Here is a 17,573-nt window from a genome sequence, read left to right as displayed (position 1 = left end):
ATAATTTATTTTAAGTTATGTTGATTTATAAGGCAATATGTTAGTATAATGAGATTATCTAGAAAAATTCAAAGGAGGAATAATAATGGCTACTTCTATTAAGGATGTTGCAAAAGAAGCAGGAGTATCAATTGCAACCGTTTCTAGAGTTTTAAATGATATCGATGTAGTAAACGAAGATACTAAGAAGAAAGTTTTAGATGCAATAAAAAAGCTTGGATACAGACCAAATATAGTTGCAAGAAGTTTAAAAACTCAAAGAACAAAGACAATAGGAATTTTACTTCCTGATATATCAAACCAGTTTTACCCAGAAATTGTAAGAGGTGCTGAAGATGTTTCAAATATATACGATTACAATATAATACTTTGTAATTCAGACCTTGATATAGAAAAGGAAAAAGAATACTTAAGGGTACTTAGAGAAAAAATGGTTGATGGTGTAATTTATATGAGTAGTTCTCTTAATGAAGAAATATTAGAACTAATCAATGAATTAGATATAAAAACTGTTTTAGTTGAAACTAAGGATAAAGAAGGAGTTCTACCAAGTGTAACAATTGATAATGTTAAAGCTAGCTATGATAGTACAAAGTTATTAATTGAAAAGGGAATAAAAGAAATTGCCTTTATAGGAGCTGAAAAAGAGAGCAAAAATGCTTGGGGTGATAGATACGTTGGTTATGAAAATGCAATGAAGGAATCAGGAATAGAAATAGATCCTGAACTAGTTCATCTAAGCTCAATGAAAGTAAAGAGTGGATACGAGGGCATACAAAAGTTCATAAAGCAAAATAAGAAATTTAGAGGTGTTGTATGTGCTTCTGATGATATTGCAATGGGCGCAATTAATGCACTAAGAGATAATAACTTAGATATTCCAAAAGATGTAAGTGTAATTGGATTTAATGATAATTTTGCAGCTTCAATTTTCTATCCAAAGATCACAACAATTTCTCAACCAACTTATGATATGGGATCTGTTGCTATGAGAATGCTTATAAAACTTTTAAATAAGAAAGAGCTAGATGAGCCACATTATGTTTTAGAGCATCAGCTAGTTGAAAGAGAAAGTACAGTTTAATAGAAAAATAATCAAATTTTATACTCAGTTAGTATAAATATTAAATGTATATGTTTATAGAGGACTACTTCAAGATAGTTTAGAGCTATTTGGGAGTAGTCCTCTATTAGCGTTAAAGTTATAATTAGTTGCGCACGTAACTAATTTATGCTAATATAGTTTGTATGTAATTATTTGGATATGAAATATGATTATTGTTAATACTATATTAATATGATTAAGATAGGGGAGAAGTAATATGGGTTGCTATCAGCATATAGGTAAGTATATTGGTGAAATACATAGATCTAGCTATATGTATTTTGGCAAGAGATTTAGTAAATTTGGGATAGGGGCTGGTCAGTACTTATTTCTTTTAAATCTTTATGAAAATGATGGTATAACACAAGAAGAATTGACGAAAAAGGTTAGATTAGATAAGGCGACAACAGCTAGGGCAATAAAGAAATTAGAGGATGAAGGTTATGTAAGGAGAATAAAAAAAGAAAGTGATAAGCGTGCATATAGATTGGAACTAACTGAGAAAGCAGAACAAATTAAAGATGATGTATATTCTATAATGAATGAATGGGAATCTGAGATTAGAATGTGTTTTACTGATGAGGAATCTCAAGAATTAATGAATTTGTTGAATAAGTTATCTAGAGTTCTTTAATTAATAAGGAGGATATTCATGAATAAGCAGAATAGATTAGGAGAAATGGGTGTAGGGAAATTGTTGCTTGAGTTTTCAATCCCTGCAATTATAGGAATGTTAGTTAATACATTATATAACATAATAGATAGAATATTTATTGGGCATATAGAAGGCATAGGTGAACTCGCCATGGCTGGTGTTGGAATTACAATGCCAATAATGTTTATAATTTTAGCATTTGGTATGTTAATCGGAATAGGTACAGCTACAAAAGTGTCAATAAAGCTTGGAGAGCATGATAAGGAAGGGGCAGAAAGGCTTCTAGGAAATGCGTTTACATTAATAATAATAATTGGTGTATTGTTAACGTTGTTTGGTCATATATTTGCTAATCCGCTTTTGAAAGCATTTGGAGCGAGTGAAAATATTATAGGTTATGGTGAAGATTTTATAAGGGTAATTATTAGCGGTTGCATATTTAATTTGATGAGTTTCGGTTTGAATCATTCAATTAGAAGTGATGGAAGCCCCAAAATAGCAATGGCGTCTATGCTAATGAGTGCTATTATAAACATCATCTTAGATCCAATATTTATATTCGGTTTAGGTCTTGGAGTTAAAGGAGGAGCCCTTGGAACTGTTGTTGCGCAGACAATAAGCAGTATATGGATTTTATATTATTTCACAAAGGGATCTAGTGTACTTAAGATAAGAAGGAAAAATTTAAAATTGGAGAAGGACGCAGTTTTAAGTATTTTTGCTATAGGGGTCAGTCCATTTAGCATGCAGCTTGCACAAAGTGCAGTTCAAGTGATAACTAATAATTCATTGCAGTCATATGGTGGTGATTTAGCTGTAGGAGCAATGACTATAGTGAACAGCTTAGCTATGATATTTTTAATGCCTATATTTGGATTAAATCAGGGACTTCAGCCTATAATCGGTTATAATTTTGGCGCTAGAAAATATGATAGAGTTAAGCAAGCGGTAAAATACGGGGTTATTATAGCTACAATAATAGTGGTAATAGGATTTATAATAATTGAGGGAATTCCAGAAACATTAGTTAAGATTTTTAATAATGAATCATCGCTTATAGAAGTAACTGCTCATGGAATGAGAATATTTTTAATTATGCTGCCATTTATAGGAGCACAAATTATAATTACGAATTTCTTTCAATCAATAGGAAGAGTAAAAATATCGATGTTTTTAAGCTTATTGAGACAGGTGATAATATTAATTCCATGTCTTATAATAATTCCAAGGTTCAAAGGATTAGATGGAGTATGGATCGCAGGAGCAACATCTGATATACTATCAGTTATAATTACACTCATCGTATTTGTTAAGACATCAAAGGATTTAATGGGAAATGAAAAAGAACAAAAAGTTATTTTAGAAAATTAAAAGAATAGGTATGCCTCAATGTAGTTGTTAATATATTGAGACATACCTATTTTATTTAAAGGATTCCTTCGTTTTTTAGAATATCTTCTAATTTCTGAACTCTATTTGATAAACAAATAAACTTTTCTTTTAACTGTTCTTTTGACGGTTCATCATTGCTTATAACTTTTTCCATGTCTTCTACAGTCTTTAGAGCTTCTTCTACATCTTGTTGAGCTATCTTTAAATTTGAATCGTTCATAAAAATTCTCCTTAAAATAATATAATTATGTTTAGTAATTATATCCTATCACTACTAAAAAATAAGTGCAAGGAATATAAATGTAAAGAATAACTATACTATGGGGGAGAATATGATAAATTATATTTGGTTTTTTCTAATATTTTTTGGAATTCTAGTTGGATTATTGACTGGAAATGGAGAGCTTATTTCCAAAGCAATAATTAGTTCGTCAGGTAATACTGTAACTTTTATAATTGAACTTACAGGAATAATGTGCTTTTGGTGTGGAGTTATGAAGGTTGCGGAAAATAGCGGACTCACTGAGAAATTATCAAAGTTATTAAAGCCTATTCTTAAAAGAATTTTTAAAGAGGCTGCAAAGGATGAAAGGGCTTTAGGTGCTATTGTCATGAATCTTACTGCTAATATGATGGGATTGTCAAATGCAGCAACCCCTTTTGGAATAAAGGCGATGGAAGAAATGGATAGACTTAATTCAGATAAAGAAACAGCCTCAAATGATATGGCGCTTTTTCTTGTCTTAAATGCTACATGTATACAGTTAGTTCCATCGACGATAATATCTATAAGAGCAGCATGTAACTCGGTTAATCCTGGAATAATAATATTGCCAACGATAGCATCAACGGCAACAGCTGCAATAGTTGGAGTAATATGCTGCAAGATATTACAGAAATATTTTTAGAAATATCAACATTAGAATTTAATTAGAAATGCTTCAAGGAGGATTATAGAATTATGTTTAATTACTTAAGTAAAAGCATAATACCAATAATATTTTTACTTATAATAACATATGGTATGTTCAAAGGAAGAAAGGTTTATGAATGGTTTATAGAGGGTGCTAAGGACGGATTGATGGTAACCTTAAGAATATTTCCATATCTTTTAGCTATGATAATTGCAGTGCAAGTATTTAGAGAGGCAAAATTAATGGATTTACTAAATAATCTAATTGCTCCACTTGCAAATTTAATAGGATTACCTAAAGATCTAATACCATTACTAATAATAAAACCACTGTCAGGAAGTGGTGCAATTGGTGTGTTTACAGATATAATAAAAAGTTTAGGACCAGATACAAGAACAGGTCTTATAGCGTCAGTTGTAATGGGAAGCACAGAAACTATATTTTATACAATTACAGTGTATTTTGGAGCAATTAAGGTAAAAAAGATAAGGCATACTTTATGGGCAGCAGTATTTGCTGATGCAACAGCAATAATTATGGCTATATTTATGGTAAATATATGTTTTTAAAATAACAAGTTTAATTATTTGATAAAATTTGTTAGTCAGAATATTTATTAGTTAGAATCATTGGAGTATTATATTAACATAGGAATATATTTTAATAGTAGAAAAGAGGCTAAATTATGAATAAAGATACTTATATAGAAAACAGAAGCAAACTTATGAATAGTGTAGAAGATAATTCAGTAATGATATTATTTGCAGGTAAACCAGCTAAAAAGACTGGAGATGAATTCTATCAATTTACTCCAGATAAGAACTTTTATTATTTAACAGGAATACAAGAAGACGGACATTTGATTGTATTATCTAAATATAATAATATAGTAAGTGAAAAGTTATTTTTGACAGATTTAGATTTGGATAAAGAAATGTGGAGTGGAAAAACATTAAGAGATTTTGAGGGAAAAGAGATATCTGGAATAAATGATGTATCTTATATGAAGGAGTTTACTTCCTACCTAAATGTATTAATAAAGGGAAAAGAAAAAGTTAATTTGTATCTAGATTTGGATAGAGAAGAGTTTGAAGAAAGTGATTCTGTATCAAATAGATTTGCAAAAGAGATTATTAGTAAGTATCCACATATTAATATAAAGAATTTTACAAGTATAATTGCACCTCTAAGAATGGTTAAGTCTGAGAATGAGATAAAAGAAATGAGGAAAGCAATAGAAATAACTATTGAAGGTGTAAAGTCTTTAATGAAAAATGTGAAGGCTGGAATGAAGGAATATGAAATCGAGGCTTATTTTGATTTTGAATGCAAAACAAGAGGCGTTAAAGATTATGCTTTTAGAACAATAGCAGCAGCAGGGAAAAATGCAACAATACTTCATTATGTAGATAATAACAGTGAGTTAAAAGATGGAGATTTAATTCTATTTGATCTTGGAGCTCAATGGAATTTATATAATGCAGATATAACAAGGGCATTCCCTATAAATGGTAAGTTCACTCAAAGACAAAAGGAAGTTTATGAAGCTGTACTTAGAGTTAATAAAGCAGTAATTGAAAGAATAAAGCCTGGAGTGGATTCAAGAGAATTAAATGTATGGGCTAAAGATTTAATTGCACAAGAATGTATTGGATTAGGGCTTATAAAAGAAAAATCAGAAGTTAACAGATATTATTGGCATAAAATAGGTCACAGTTTAGGCCTAGATACTCATGATTTAGGTATACTTGGTAGAGAATTTACATTTGCAGAAGGAATGGTATTTACAGTGGAACCAGGTATATATATAGCTGAAGAAAATATAGGCATAAGAATTGAAGATGATATTTTAGTTACTAAAGATGGATGTGAAGTTTTAACTAAGAACATGATTAAGGAAATTGATGAAATCGAAGAATTCATGAAATAATATATTGTTGCCAAAATAAGAACCTAATAAGATTAAGATACATATATGTGTTTACTTATTAGGTCTTATGACGTTCTTAAAAAATATATTTAAAAGAGGGAATAAATATGAGAGTATCAGAAAGAATACAAAAATTAAGAGAAATAATGAAAAAAGAGAATATAGATTATTATATAGTGCCAAGTGAAGATTTTCATCAAAGTGAATATGTGGCTGAATGTTTTAAGTCTAGAGCATATATAACAGGATTTACTGGTTCAGCAGGAACAGCATTGATCGGAATGGAAAAAGCAATACTATGGACAGATGGAAGATACTTTATACAAGCCAATGAACAATTAAAAGATTCTGGAGTAGAGCTTTTTAAGATGAGAATTCCTGGATGGCCGACTTTAGAAGAGTGGTTGATGGAAAATATGATGGATGGCCAAACTTTAGGTTTTGATGGAAGAGTATTATCGGTTAATCAATATAAAGAAATTCTAAAAATAAAAGAAAATAAAAATATAAACATAGTAATGAATAAAGACTTAATTGAAGAAGTATGGGAAAATAAACCTAAAATGCCCAAAGAAAAAGTTTTTTTGCATGAAGTAAAGTATTGCGGAAAAACCGCAAATGAAAAGATTCAAGAAGTAAGAAATGAAATGAAAAAGCTATGTGGAAAGTCATATATAATATCATCATTAGATGATATAGCATGGATTTTTAATATTAGAGGAAATGATGTAAAGTATACACCAGTAACTTTAGCATATGCATTAATTGATGAAGAGAAAGCTGTGCTATACATAGATAGAGAAAAGATATCATCTGCTGATGAAAAAACATTAACTAAAGAAGGCATAATAATAAAAAATTATGAGGATATATTTGAAGATATAAAAGAAGTACAAGATAGTGTTATATTAGACCCAAGTAAAATAAGTGCGTATATATACAATCAGATTAATAAAAGAATAAAGAAGATAGAAGAAATAAATATAACTACAAAATTAAAGGCCATAAAGAATAAGAAGGAAATAGAAAATCTTAAAAATTGTCAACTTAAAGATGGAGTTGCAATGGTAAGGTTTATTAAGTGGATCAAAGAAGGTCTAGATAAGGAAGATATAACAGAGATCACCTTAGCGGAAAAGTTATGTGATTTTAGGAGTCAAGGAGATTTATTTATTGAGGAAAGCTTTGGAACAATTGCAGGATATAAAGAACATGCAGCGATGATGCATTATTCTGCAACAGAAGAAAGTGCATATAAGTTAGAAAAAGAAGGAATATTATTAGTCGATAGCGGTGGACAATATTTTGATGGGACTACAGATATAACACGTAGCATTGTTTTGGGAAAATTAACTGAAGAAGAAAAACGAGATTTTACGCTGGTTCTAAAAGCACATATCAACCTTATGAAAGCAAAATTTTTAAAAGGAACTACAGGGTCCAATATAGATATTTTAAGTAGAAGAGTTTTATGGGAAGAAGGAATAGATTACAAATGTGGAACAGGTCATGGGGTTGGATTCTGCTTAAGCGTTCACGAAGGTCCACAAACAATAAGGCCAGTACCGAATACAATAGAATTAGAACCGGGAATGATATTAACTAATGAGCCAGGAATATATAGAGAAGGCAAACATGGAATAAGGACAGAAAATATTATGCTAGTTGTTGAGGACGAAAGAAATGCTGAGTTTGGAGAATTTTATAAATTTGAAACCATGTCATATTGTCCAATAGACTTAGGTGGAATCAATGTTGAATTGCTGACAGAGGATGAAAAAGAATGGCTAAATAATTATCATAAAGAGACTTATGATAAATTAAGTCCATTCTTAAGTGATAGTGAAAAACAATTTCTTAAGGAATCAACTAAGGAAATATAATTTAAACATTATAAATAGGTTATTGCACTTGTAAGCAACAAATAGTATAATGTAAATAATTTGGGGATTAATATATATTATAGGTTAAAAATTTTATCTATAAAGTTTGCATAAAATAATCTCTTAAATAAACTAGTATTAATTAAATAGAATGCTATGAAGAGAAGAGTAATAAAAGAATCATTCTATAAGAGAGCTAATATATGCTGAAAGTTAGCGTTTGTGAATTTTATGAAGATGGTCTCAGAGCATGTTTCCTGAGTCAAAATTATTTGGTTAGGGAAATACGGAAGCGACCGTTATATTGCAGGGTGATGTTGGTCACCTACTGAGTTATTTGCTGTGAGGTAAATAAGAATTAGAGTGGTAACACGTATAATACGTCTCTATATAGGTTTTAATACTTATATAGAGATTTTTTTGTGCTTATGAAAAGATTAAAAGATAGAGCCAAGATAATTTGAAGACAAAAACATGAAGATGATAATAATCTTAACAATATATATTCTTTAGAATATATATTCTAATATTCTAATATTCTGAAGAATATGCTTGAAAAATGCGGGCTGGATATGTTATGACACAATATATAGAAGGTAAAAATTAATATTATAATAGAAAAATAGCAATAAATAATTGCTTTAATATAAGGAGGACACAAATAATGTGTACAGATTGTAAAAAAACATATTATATTACGACACCAATTTATTATCCATCAACAAAGCTTCATATAGGTAATACCTATACAACTGTAGCTGCTGATGCTTTAGCAAGATTTAAGAGATTAACAGGCTATGATGTAATGTTCTTAACAGGAACAGATGAACATGGTCAAAAGATCCAAAGAATAGCTGAAGAAAAGGGAATCACACCAAAACAACATGTAGATGAAGTTGTTGCTGGTATTAAAGATCTTTGGAGCATGATGAATATAAGTTATGATAAGTTCATTAGAACTACTGATGATTATCATATTAAAGCTGTTCAAGATATATTTAAGAAATTATATGATCAAGGAGATATATATAAGAGTTCTTATGAAGGTTGGTATTGCACACCTTGTGAATCTTTCTGGACTGATACACAATTAGTAAATGGAAATTGCCCTGATTGCGGAAGACCAGTTGAAAAATCAAAGGAGGAAGCATATTTCTTCAAGATGAGCAAGTATGCTGATAAGTTAATCAAATATATTGAAGACCATCCAGAGTTCATTCAACCAGAATCAAGAAAAAATGAAATGCTAAATAATTTCTTAAGACCAGGTCTTCAAGATCTTTGTGTTTCAAGAACAAGCTTTAACTGGGGAGTACCTGTAACTTTTGATGAAAGTCATGTTGTATATGTTTGGATTGATGCATTATCAAACTATATTACTGCCCTTGGATATGATCAAGAAAATAAAGATTTATATAATAAATACTGGCCAGCAGATGTACATCTAATAGGAAAAGATATTTTAAGATTCCATACTATTTATTGGCCAATAATGTTAATGGCGCTAGATCTACCTCTTCCAAAGCAAGTTTTCGGTCATGGATGGCTACTTGTTGATGGTGGGAAAATGTCAAAATCTAAAGGTAATGTAGTAGATCCAGTTGTTCTTGTAAATGAATTTGGAGTTGATCCTGTAAGATATTATTTATTAAAAGAAATTCCATTTGGAGCAGATGGATTATTTAATAATGAAATATTTATAAAGAAAATAAATTCAGACCTTTGTAATGATTTAGGTAATCTTTTATCAAGAACAGTTGCAATGGTTGAAAAATATTTTGGTGGAGAAATGCCAGCTCAAGATGAAAAAGAAGCTATTGATGATGAATTAATAAATTTAGCATTATCAGCACCAGCTAAAATTGAGGAGGCAATAAACGAATTAAATATACCTCAAGCTTTAGAATATGTTTTTGAATTAATAAGAAGAGCAAACAAATATATAGATGAAACAACTCCATGGATATTAGCTAAAGATGAAAGTAAAAAGGCTAGACTTGGAACAGTTCTTTATAATTTAGCCGAAAGCTTAAGATTTGCATCAGTAATGATTTCAGCGTTCTTGCCAGAAACATCTAAGAAGATTAATGAGCAAATTAATACTACAGAAATTTCATGGGAATCATTAAAGTCATTTGATGGAATTAAGGCAGGAACTAAGGTAGTAAAGGCTGACAACTTATTCCCAAGAATAGATGTAGATAAGAAATTAGAAGAATTAGAAGCTTTAAAGGCTGCTCAAACACCAGCTAAGAGAGAAATTACACCTATAAAGGAAGAAATAACAATAGATGATTTTGAAAAGGTTGATTTAAGAGTAGTAAAAGTATTAGCATGTGAACCAATAAAGGGAGCTAAGAAACTATTAAAATTAAAAGTTGATTTAGGTGGAGAAGAAAGACAAGTGGTTTCTGGAATATCTAAGTTCTATAAACCAGAAGAAATAGTAGGTAAAAATGTAGTTTTAGTTGCTAACTTAAAGCCAGTAAAACTTAGAGGCGAATTATCACAAGGAATGATTTTATGTGCTGCAACAGATGATGACAGTATATTAAAAGCAGTGGATCCAGGTGAGATTCCAACAGGTAGCATTGTAAGATAATTATAAAAAATAGAACGTCTCACTTAGGGGAGTGAGACGTTCATTAACCATACTAAATAAATGGTTAAAAGGGGTAAATAATAATGCTTTAACTACTTTACAATATTAATTTTAATGCATTAATATGTCATTTAAGTGTCAAATAATAAATTCGTAAAAAAATTAGTATTTACGAATTTATTTTTATTTTAATTGCTATGATTTGCATTTGATCATATAGTTTTAAGTAAAGATATCATAAAGAGGTATAAGTAATAATTTTATGTTATTATTTAAATAAGTAATCCTAAATTTAAATGCAGTAGTTTTAGAATATGACAATTTGGAAATAATGTTAATAGGAAAGGAATATTGGTTTATGAATCAAAAATTTAAAATAATAGATAGTCATGCTCATTATGATGATGAAGCTTTTAATGAAGATAGGGAATCCTTGCTAAATGAGATTAATCAAAATGGAGTTATTGGAATCCTAAATTGCGCATCATCATATGATAGTTTAAAAACAACAGATCAACTAACTAAAGATCATAATTTTATCTTTGGAGCTTTAGGAATACATCCGGAAAATGCGAATGAGATGAAAGGCGATACACTAGATGAAATTAAATCTTATATTAAGAATAATGACAAAATAGTAGCTATTGGGGAGATTGGATTAGACTATTATTGGGATGAAAATCCACCTAAAGATATTCAAAAGGATGTATTTAGAAGTCATATGAATTTAGCTAAAGAACTAAATTATCCAGTTGTTATTCATGATAGAGATGCACATCAAGACACATTAGAAATAATTAAGGAATTCCCAGAAGTTACAGGTGTAGTTCACTGTTTTTCAGGGAGTGTAGAATTTGCAAGGGAATGCGTAAAACTAGGATATTATATAGGAATAACAGGTGTTGTTACATTTAAAAATGCAAAAAAAGTTGTTGAAGTAGTTAGAGAAATCCCTTTAGAAAAAATACTTGTAGAAACTGATTGCCCGTATATGGCACCTGAACCAAACAGAGGAAAGAGAAATAAATCAGACTATATTGAATATATAATAACTAAGATAGCAGAAATTAAGAATATTGACCCTTATGAGGCAAATTTGAGATTTAACGAGAATTTTTTTAGATTGATAATAAAGGAAAAATAAGGTAAAATATTAAATGTACACTTTAAATATAATTTTTGTATTCAACATAAAGTAAATCTAATATTAAACTGAAATTATCATTAAGTTTAATAAATGTTTCTATAATTTCATATCATTAAATTTTTAATTTCATAATGAAGTAATATTAAATACCGCTATCATTTTTATATATTATATTTTATGCACAAAGTGCATTATTACAATGCTTCATTATATTGCAAGAGTTTACTAATTTGACAAGTCTAGAATATTAATATATAATTCAAAAGACACTCTTGCCAAAGGAGGGAAAATAATGATAGAAAAATTGAGACAATTTATTAGGCAAAGTTTTTCTAACGGTCCGAAGGCAAAAATTATAATTGGAACAATTGCGATAGCATTTGTAGTTGTTACAGCAGTGACTATAATGAGCATAAGAAAAACGCTCGTAATAAGTATAGACGGTAAAGAAGCGACTTTTGTCACTTACAAGGGGACTGTTAAAGGTGTGTTGCAAGAAAATGGGATAGAAGTATCGCCTAAAGATAAAGTGCAACCGTCCTTGGAATCCAAAGTATCTGAAAAAGAAACTATTAAAGTAAAAAAGGCTGTTCCAGTAGATATTAAGGCTGGTGGAATGGAAGTACAATTGCAAACGGCAGAGGATACGGTTGAGGATATGCTGGATGCAGAGAAAAATACATTAAAAGATCAAGGAATAGAATTTGACAAAGACGTAGATGAAGTATCACCATCCCTAGAGTCTAAGTTAGAGGGTAACGAAAGTGTCCAACTTGTCAAAGTGGAAACAAAAGATGTCACCGAAAAACAGCCAATTAACTTCGATACAATTGTAGAAAAAGATGAAAATTTGGACAGTAGTGTTCAGAAGGTTAAGAGTGAAGGAGTTAATGGTGAGAAACAAATTACTTATCAAATAATATATAAAGATGGGGTAGAAATTTCTCGTAATGTAAAGAGTACTAAAACCATATTGGAACCACAAAATGAAGTTGTGGTCAAAGGAACTGGTCAAGTGTACGCAAGCAGAGGTGGAGACAGAATAACTTATAAGAAAAAGATTAATTGCACAGCAACAGCTTATAGTAACCATTCTACTACAGCTACAGGAAGAACGCCTGTTAGAAATCAAGGTGGTATGAGTACGATTGCAGTAGATCCATCCGTAATACCACTAGGAAGTAAAGTATATGTGGAAGGGTATGGATATGCAATTGCATCAGATACAGGTGGTGCTATAAAGGGCGACAGAATTGACATATACCTTAATTCGTCAAATGAATGTGATTCGTGGGGAAGAAGACCAGTTGATGTATTAGTAGTTGCTTACCCAGGGCAATGGTAAGCTATTTTAAGAGATAACAGATGTTATCTCTATTTTTTTCTTTGAATTTGTGGATGTTTTATCATATTATTAGAAATGAGATAAAATAAATTTAATGCTATTTTATGGTATAGATATATGAATGCAATAAAGTAATTATTAATAAAGAAAGGAAGTAACGCATTGATAAAAGAAGTAATAGTCGTTGAGGGTAGAGATGATGTTGACGCTGTAAAGAAAGCTATAGATGCAGAAATAATCGCTGTAGGAGGATTTGGAATAAATGCAAAGGTCATAGCAAGAATACAGGAGGCCCAGAAAAGAAAAGGGGTAATTGTATTAACAGACCCAGATTTCGCAGGGGAAAAAATAAGAAGAATAATAGCAAAAAGAGTTAAAGGAATAAAACATGCATATATTGCAAAAGAAGATGGACTTAAGAACGGAGATATTGGAGTAGAAAATGCATGCCCAGAAGTTATTTTGAAGGCGCTTGAAATGGCAAAGATAACACAAGAAGAAAAACAATCATTTTTTACTATGCAGGATATGTTTTATTTCAAGCTTACAGGAGATAATACTTCAAAGATTAGAAGAAATATGCTTGGTAAGTTATTAGGAATAGGTTATGGAAATGCGGCGCAGATGGTTTCTAGATTAAATAATTATGGAATAACTAAAGAAGAATTTACTAATGCTATAAAAGAAATAGAAAAACAATTGGAAGTAGGTAAGAAATAAATGGATTTAAAAGATATAAAAACTCAGGAACTAGTCAAAAAATATAATTTTAAGTTCTCAAAAAGCCTTGGGCAAAATTTCTTAGTTGATGATTCTGTTCTTGATGATATAGTTAATGGAGCAGAAGTTAACAATGAAGATTTTATTATAGAGATTGGACCAGGTGTAGGTACGCTTACCGCTCAACTTTTGATGAAAGCTAAAAAAGTAACATCTATTGAATTAGATAATGATTTAATTCCGATACTTGAGCAAGAGTTGGGGGAGCACAAGAATTTTAGTTTAATACATAAAGATGCACTTAAAGTGGATTTTAATGAACTTATTGGAGATGAGAAAAGTGTTAAGCTTGTAGCAAATCTTCCATACTATGTTACAACCCCTATAATAGTTAAGCTTCTAAAAGGTGGATATAATTTTAAATCATTAACTATAATGATTCAAAAGGAAGTTGCAGAGAGAATTAATGCTGAACCTAATTGTAAGGAATATGGTGCATTGTCGGTTTTAGTTCAGTATTATTGTAATACAGACATAATAAGGAAGGTACCACCAACTTGTTTTATTCCTAGACCAAAGGTTGAATCTATAGTAATAAGACTAGATAGATTAGATGAACCAAGAGTTAAAACTAAGGATATCAATATTATGTTTGAGATTGTAAGAGCAGGTTTCAATATGAGAAGAAAAACTTTATGGAATGCAGCAAAAACATTAAAAGTAGATAAAGAGAAATTAGAAGAAGCATTTAAGAAATCAGGAATTGATCCTAAGAGAAGAGCTGAAACATTAACATTAGAAGAATTTGCGGCCTTATCAGATTGTATATATGATATAAGAAACTAAAAGGTGGAGAATGAGTAATTATTGAATTATTCGTTCTCTACTTTTTAGTTTCTATTAAAATTGCTGGGCTATATAGAGTATGAAAATATAGAAAAGTATTAGTTAAATCATAATTCTAATTTCCAAACATATACTATATGGAATAAATATATGTGGAGGGAATATAGGGTTGGCACACAACAAATTGTATAGAAACTTTATAATATTACAAGAAGATGAAAGAGGATATTCTCAATCTAATGATAAAGCTTTGTCTGGATATGCTAAGGTGGAGGCTAAAGGTGATAAGTGTAAAATCTCATTTTATGCGCAGAATCTTAGGCAGGAAGATAATTATTCCATGGTACTTATATGTTGTAAGAAGGATTTAAAACAATTAATTGATATTGGACCTTTAGCAATAAATGAAGTCGGAAAAGGAGATACTAGCAAAGAATATTATGTAAATAACATAGCTAGTCTTGGAATATCTTATGAAAAAATATCTGGTGCTGCTATATGTAGGGTAAAAGATAATGAAACAGAATTTGTAATGCATGGTTTTATGAATGGAGAAGAATCTGCTGATAATTGGAGAAAGTTTAAGATTATAAAAGCTGATTCTAGGAAATATGTTGATAAAACAACATTACAAACTAAGGAAAAAGAAAATTTGACTGTAAGTACATTAAATAAAACTATCACTCAATCAGGTACGAAAGAGGATGAATTAGTAAAGGCACCTAAATTACAAGATGAATCAGTTGAACGAAAAAAAGATGATATTGATCTTCAACCTAAAGCGAACATAGAATCTAAAGTTGAAGATAAACAAAATAGGATTCCAGAAGATCATCAAAACATAACTGAAACTATAGATAATTTAGATGAGGAAAGAAACAAGAATAAAGAGAGCAAAAAATGTGAGAAAGATTATAAACATGACAAGTGCGATAAGCATGATAAAGAAGATAAATATGATAAGTGTGATAAACACGATAAATGTGATAAAGAAGACAAATATGATAAGTGTGATAAACACGATAAATGCGATAAAGAAGAAAAATACGATAAGTGTGATAAACATGATAAATGTGATAAAGAAGATAAGTGCGATAAACATGACAAATATGATAAAGAGGATAAATATGATAAGTACGACAAATATGATAAATGGGATAAAGATGAAAAATATAATAAGTGTGATAAATATGATAAACATGATAAGTATGACTATTTCGAAAAAGAAGAAGATATAGATGATGTTATTGGTAAAATAGCTAAGAAATTAGATACTTATGATGGTGTAATAGATCTAAAAGTAAGTCATCACATGTATGAAGATGTTATAGTATATGGATTTATAAAGGATAAGAAGAATCATAATTCTAAATGGAAGAAATTCAAATTAGAAAAGAAATGTAGAAATGAAAATCAGGATATAGATAATGTGCAAGTTAGCTCTAGGAGAATAGAAGAAAACTTTAAATTGGATAAATTGAATGACGTGGATACATCAGACAGAATGGACATAATAGATTTCGATGAATATGAAAATAATATTCAACAAGGAAATTTAGGTGGAGCCACAGGAGCAAATGATACATCTACGATGAATACGACTGGTACAGTGGAGTCTATGGAGCAAGGTAACTCAAATACTGGAATGGGCCAGGTTGATACAGGAACAATGTGGCAACCATGGTCAGGGAACTCGGCAAATCAGACTAGCACAGGAGATATGAACCAGACAGGCACTAATACTGTAACAGATCAAACATCATCAAATGCTGGAATGAATCAAATGAACACAGGAACAATGGGACAGCCAGAGACTAGCGGTGAAACCGGAGGCATGGGACAGCTAGACTTAAATATGGGAGATACATCAAATGAAAATAATAATAATCAAAATGCCTCAAATCAGGGATTCACTATAAGTGGAGATATAGGTAAGTATTTTGAGAAGTTAGCACAAGATTTTAAACCGTTTATTGGAAAATTGAATGATATAAACTTCTGTAAGTGGTATAAAATCATTGTAAATGGTATAGAAGATTTATCAAATGATTCAAATTATAACAAATATACATTAGCATATTATCCAATGTTAAATTATTATCCTTACATTAGTAAAACAGGACATTTCTTATTAGGATATAAATGTAATAAAGATGGAGAAATGCAATATATTATATATGCAATACCAGGAAGCAAAGAAAAAAATGATCAACCGTATGGTGGAAGAACAGGTTTCGTAACATGGACTAATGATGGTAATAATGGCCAAGGATATTGGTTGATGTTCTATGATTTTAAAAATTCTTCAATCGTAATTCCGGCAAGATAGAGAACATTGTTATGAATAAGAAGCAGTTGATTGTTACGTCAATATTGTTATCATTGATGTTGATACTGGTCATAACCCAGGGCTTCTTTAAAGAAAATTTCGAACAGGTAATTCTTATGGATCAGGGGATAAGCAAATTTAAAGAATATTCTTTTGACGATAATAAATATGTTATATCTCTGCCAAGTGAATGGAATGTGGAGGAAAAAGAAAGTAAAGGGCAATATGTGAGTTATGAATTGGATTTTAAAGACAAAAATAATAAGCTTACTGGTTTATTGCAAGTAGTAAATACCAAAGAGGATATAAACGTGTTTGCAGAAAAAGATTTAAATAGTCAATGCCTAGAATATTATAATTCAGAATTAACATCTTTTAAAAATTCCTATAATTCTGGGGTATTAGTTAAATATGAAACAAAAGTAAAGAATGGATATGATTTTAACAATGAATGCTATTATCTAAATTTAGGAGAAGGTAAAACAGCAAAGATATTATTTAATCTTAAGTCAAAGGATTATAAGGATAATATGAAGACTATTTTAAATACGATTATTTCAAGTATTAAATCATCTCAAAGTTGAAATTAGCCAATTTATTGTATATAAAGTTTTATGGATTATAAGTGGTTAATATGAAAAGACTACATTATATGTTTGATATAAAATATATAATTGTGTGAATGTTGAGTTGATGAGTTAAATA

At 29.9% G+C, this 17,573-nt stretch carries 15 protein-coding genes and 1 other annotated feature; of the genes, 14 read left to right on the top strand and 1 reads right to left on the bottom strand.

What is annotated here, in order from left to right:
- Positions 1-85 precede the first annotated feature (85 nt).
- The 3 genes from L1S46_RS14530 (at position 86) to L1S46_RS14520 (ending at position 3,131) form a co-directional block, all read left to right on the top strand.
- Entirely contained in the window at positions 86-1,084 is a 999-nt protein-coding gene (locus tag L1S46_RS14530; protein ID WP_011967412.1) for a LacI family DNA-binding transcriptional regulator, read from the top strand.
- A 238-nt stretch (positions 1,085-1,322) separates the two neighbouring features.
- The gene (locus tag L1S46_RS14525) at positions 1,323-1,739 is read left to right on the top strand and encodes a MarR family transcriptional regulator (RefSeq protein WP_238900316.1); all 417 of its coding nucleotides are present in this window, start codon (positions 1,323-1,325) and stop codon (positions 1,737-1,739) included.
- Positions 1,740-1,757: 18 nt separating this feature from the next.
- Positions 1,758-3,131, top strand: coding sequence for an MATE family efflux transporter (locus tag L1S46_RS14520; protein WP_238900315.1), 1,374 nt, complete (start codon positions 1,758-1,760; stop codon positions 3,129-3,131).
- 55 nt (positions 3,132-3,186) lie between these two features.
- On the opposite strand, the gene L1S46_RS14515 is transcribed toward L1S46_RS14520, so the two are convergent.
- The gene (locus L1S46_RS14515; RefSeq protein WP_011967415.1) at positions 3,187-3,372 is read right to left on the bottom strand and encodes a hypothetical protein; all 186 of its coding nucleotides are present in this window, start codon (positions 3,370-3,372) and stop codon (positions 3,187-3,189) included.
- Between the two features lie 112 nt (positions 3,373-3,484).
- Here L1S46_RS14515 and L1S46_RS14510 point away from each other — a divergent pair, with 112 nt between their 5' ends.
- The 11 genes from L1S46_RS14510 to L1S46_RS14460 all read left to right on the top strand — a co-directional run bounded on the left by L1S46_RS14510 (position 3,485) and on the right by L1S46_RS14460 (position 17,452).
- Positions 3,485-4,060 (top strand): nucleoside recognition domain-containing protein, encoded by a 576-nt coding sequence (locus tag L1S46_RS14510; RefSeq protein ID WP_023975936.1) that lies wholly within the window; start codon positions 3,485-3,487, stop codon positions 4,058-4,060.
- Positions 4,061-4,113: 53 nt separating this feature from the next.
- On the top strand, positions 4,114-4,635 hold the full coding sequence (locus tag L1S46_RS14505; protein WP_011967417.1) for a nucleoside recognition domain-containing protein: 522 nt from the start codon (positions 4,114-4,116) through the stop codon (positions 4,633-4,635).
- A 116-nt stretch (positions 4,636-4,751) separates the two neighbouring features.
- Positions 4,752-5,996 carry an aminopeptidase P family protein gene (locus L1S46_RS14500; protein ID WP_238900314.1) on the top strand — a complete coding sequence of 415 codons (1,245 nt, stop codon included), beginning with the start codon at positions 4,752-4,754 and terminating at the stop codon, positions 5,994-5,996.
- Between the two features lie 107 nt (positions 5,997-6,103).
- On the top strand, positions 6,104-7,879 hold the full coding sequence (locus tag L1S46_RS14495; RefSeq protein WP_011967419.1) for an aminopeptidase P family protein: 1,776 nt from the start codon (positions 6,104-6,106) through the stop codon (positions 7,877-7,879).
- 147 nt (positions 7,880-8,026) lie between these two features.
- Positions 8,027-8,270 (top strand) — a binding site (T-box leader).
- A gap of 273 nt (positions 8,271-8,543) precedes the next feature.
- Positions 8,544-10,481 (top strand): methionine--tRNA ligase, encoded by a 1,938-nt coding sequence (gene metG / locus L1S46_RS14490; RefSeq protein WP_238900313.1) that lies wholly within the window; start codon positions 8,544-8,546, stop codon positions 10,479-10,481.
- Positions 10,482-10,839: 358 nt separating this feature from the next.
- On the top strand, positions 10,840-11,625 hold the full coding sequence (locus tag L1S46_RS14485) for a TatD family hydrolase (protein WP_023975931.1): 786 nt from the start codon (positions 10,840-10,842) through the stop codon (positions 11,623-11,625).
- Between the two features lie 295 nt (positions 11,626-11,920).
- Entirely contained in the window at positions 11,921-12,973 is a 1,053-nt protein-coding gene (locus L1S46_RS14480) for a 3D domain-containing protein (protein WP_011967422.1), read from the top strand.
- Positions 12,974-13,135: 162 nt separating this feature from the next.
- Positions 13,136-13,693 (top strand): ribonuclease M5, encoded by a 558-nt coding sequence (gene rnmV, locus L1S46_RS14475; protein ID WP_011967423.1) that lies wholly within the window; start codon positions 13,136-13,138, stop codon positions 13,691-13,693.
- Positions 13,694-14,539, top strand: coding sequence for a 16S rRNA (adenine(1518)-N(6)/adenine(1519)-N(6))-dimethyltransferase RsmA (gene rsmA, locus L1S46_RS14470; RefSeq protein WP_011967424.1), 846 nt, complete (start codon positions 13,694-13,696; stop codon positions 14,537-14,539).
- 169 nt (positions 14,540-14,708) lie between these two features.
- Positions 14,709-16,868 carry a hypothetical protein gene (locus tag L1S46_RS14465; RefSeq protein ID WP_238900312.1) on the top strand — a complete coding sequence of 720 codons (2,160 nt, stop codon included), beginning with the start codon at positions 14,709-14,711 and terminating at the stop codon, positions 16,866-16,868.
- A gap of 11 nt (positions 16,869-16,879) precedes the next feature.
- Complete coding sequence (locus L1S46_RS14460) at positions 16,880-17,452, top strand: hypothetical protein (protein ID WP_011967426.1); 573 nt, start codon at positions 16,880-16,882, stop codon at positions 17,450-17,452.
- Positions 17,453-17,573 lie beyond the last annotated feature (121 nt).

It is taken from the genome of Clostridium sp. YIM B02500 (assembly GCF_022324665.1).
Classification (GTDB): domain Bacteria; phylum Bacillota; class Clostridia; order Clostridiales; family Clostridiaceae; genus Clostridium; species Clostridium beijerinckii.
This window is presented reverse-complemented; position numbering and strand designations above follow the sequence as displayed.

Coding starts and splice junctions, on each gene's coding strand:
- metG (WP_238900313.1), top strand. CDS start 8,544: ATGTGTACAGATTGTAAAAAAACATATTATATTACGACACCAATTTAT.
- L1S46_RS14495 (WP_011967419.1), top strand. CDS start 6,104: ATGAGAGTATCAGAAAGAATACAAAAATTAAGAGAAATAATGAAAAAA.
- L1S46_RS14485 (WP_023975931.1), top strand. CDS start 10,840: ATGAATCAAAAATTTAAAATAATAGATAGTCATGCTCATTATGATGAT.
- L1S46_RS14480 (WP_011967422.1), top strand. CDS start 11,921: ATGATAGAAAAATTGAGACAATTTATTAGGCAAAGTTTTTCTAACGGT.
- L1S46_RS14520 (WP_238900315.1), top strand. CDS start 1,758: ATGAATAAGCAGAATAGATTAGGAGAAATGGGTGTAGGGAAATTGTTG.
- L1S46_RS14530 (WP_011967412.1), top strand. CDS start 86: ATGGCTACTTCTATTAAGGATGTTGCAAAAGAAGCAGGAGTATCAATT.
- L1S46_RS14510 (WP_023975936.1), top strand. CDS start 3,485: ATGATAAATTATATTTGGTTTTTTCTAATATTTTTTGGAATTCTAGTT.
- rsmA (WP_011967424.1), top strand. CDS start 13,694: ATGGATTTAAAAGATATAAAAACTCAGGAACTAGTCAAAAAATATAAT.
- L1S46_RS14460 (WP_011967426.1), top strand. CDS start 16,880: ATGAATAAGAAGCAGTTGATTGTTACGTCAATATTGTTATCATTGATG.
- L1S46_RS14500 (WP_238900314.1), top strand. CDS start 4,752: ATGAATAAAGATACTTATATAGAAAACAGAAGCAAACTTATGAATAGT.
- L1S46_RS14505 (WP_011967417.1), top strand. CDS start 4,114: ATGTTTAATTACTTAAGTAAAAGCATAATACCAATAATATTTTTACTT.
- L1S46_RS14515 (WP_011967415.1), bottom strand. CDS start 3,372: ATGAACGATTCAAATTTAAAGATAGCTCAACAAGATGTAGAAGAAGCT.
- L1S46_RS14525 (WP_238900316.1), top strand. CDS start 1,323: ATGGGTTGCTATCAGCATATAGGTAAGTATATTGGTGAAATACATAGA.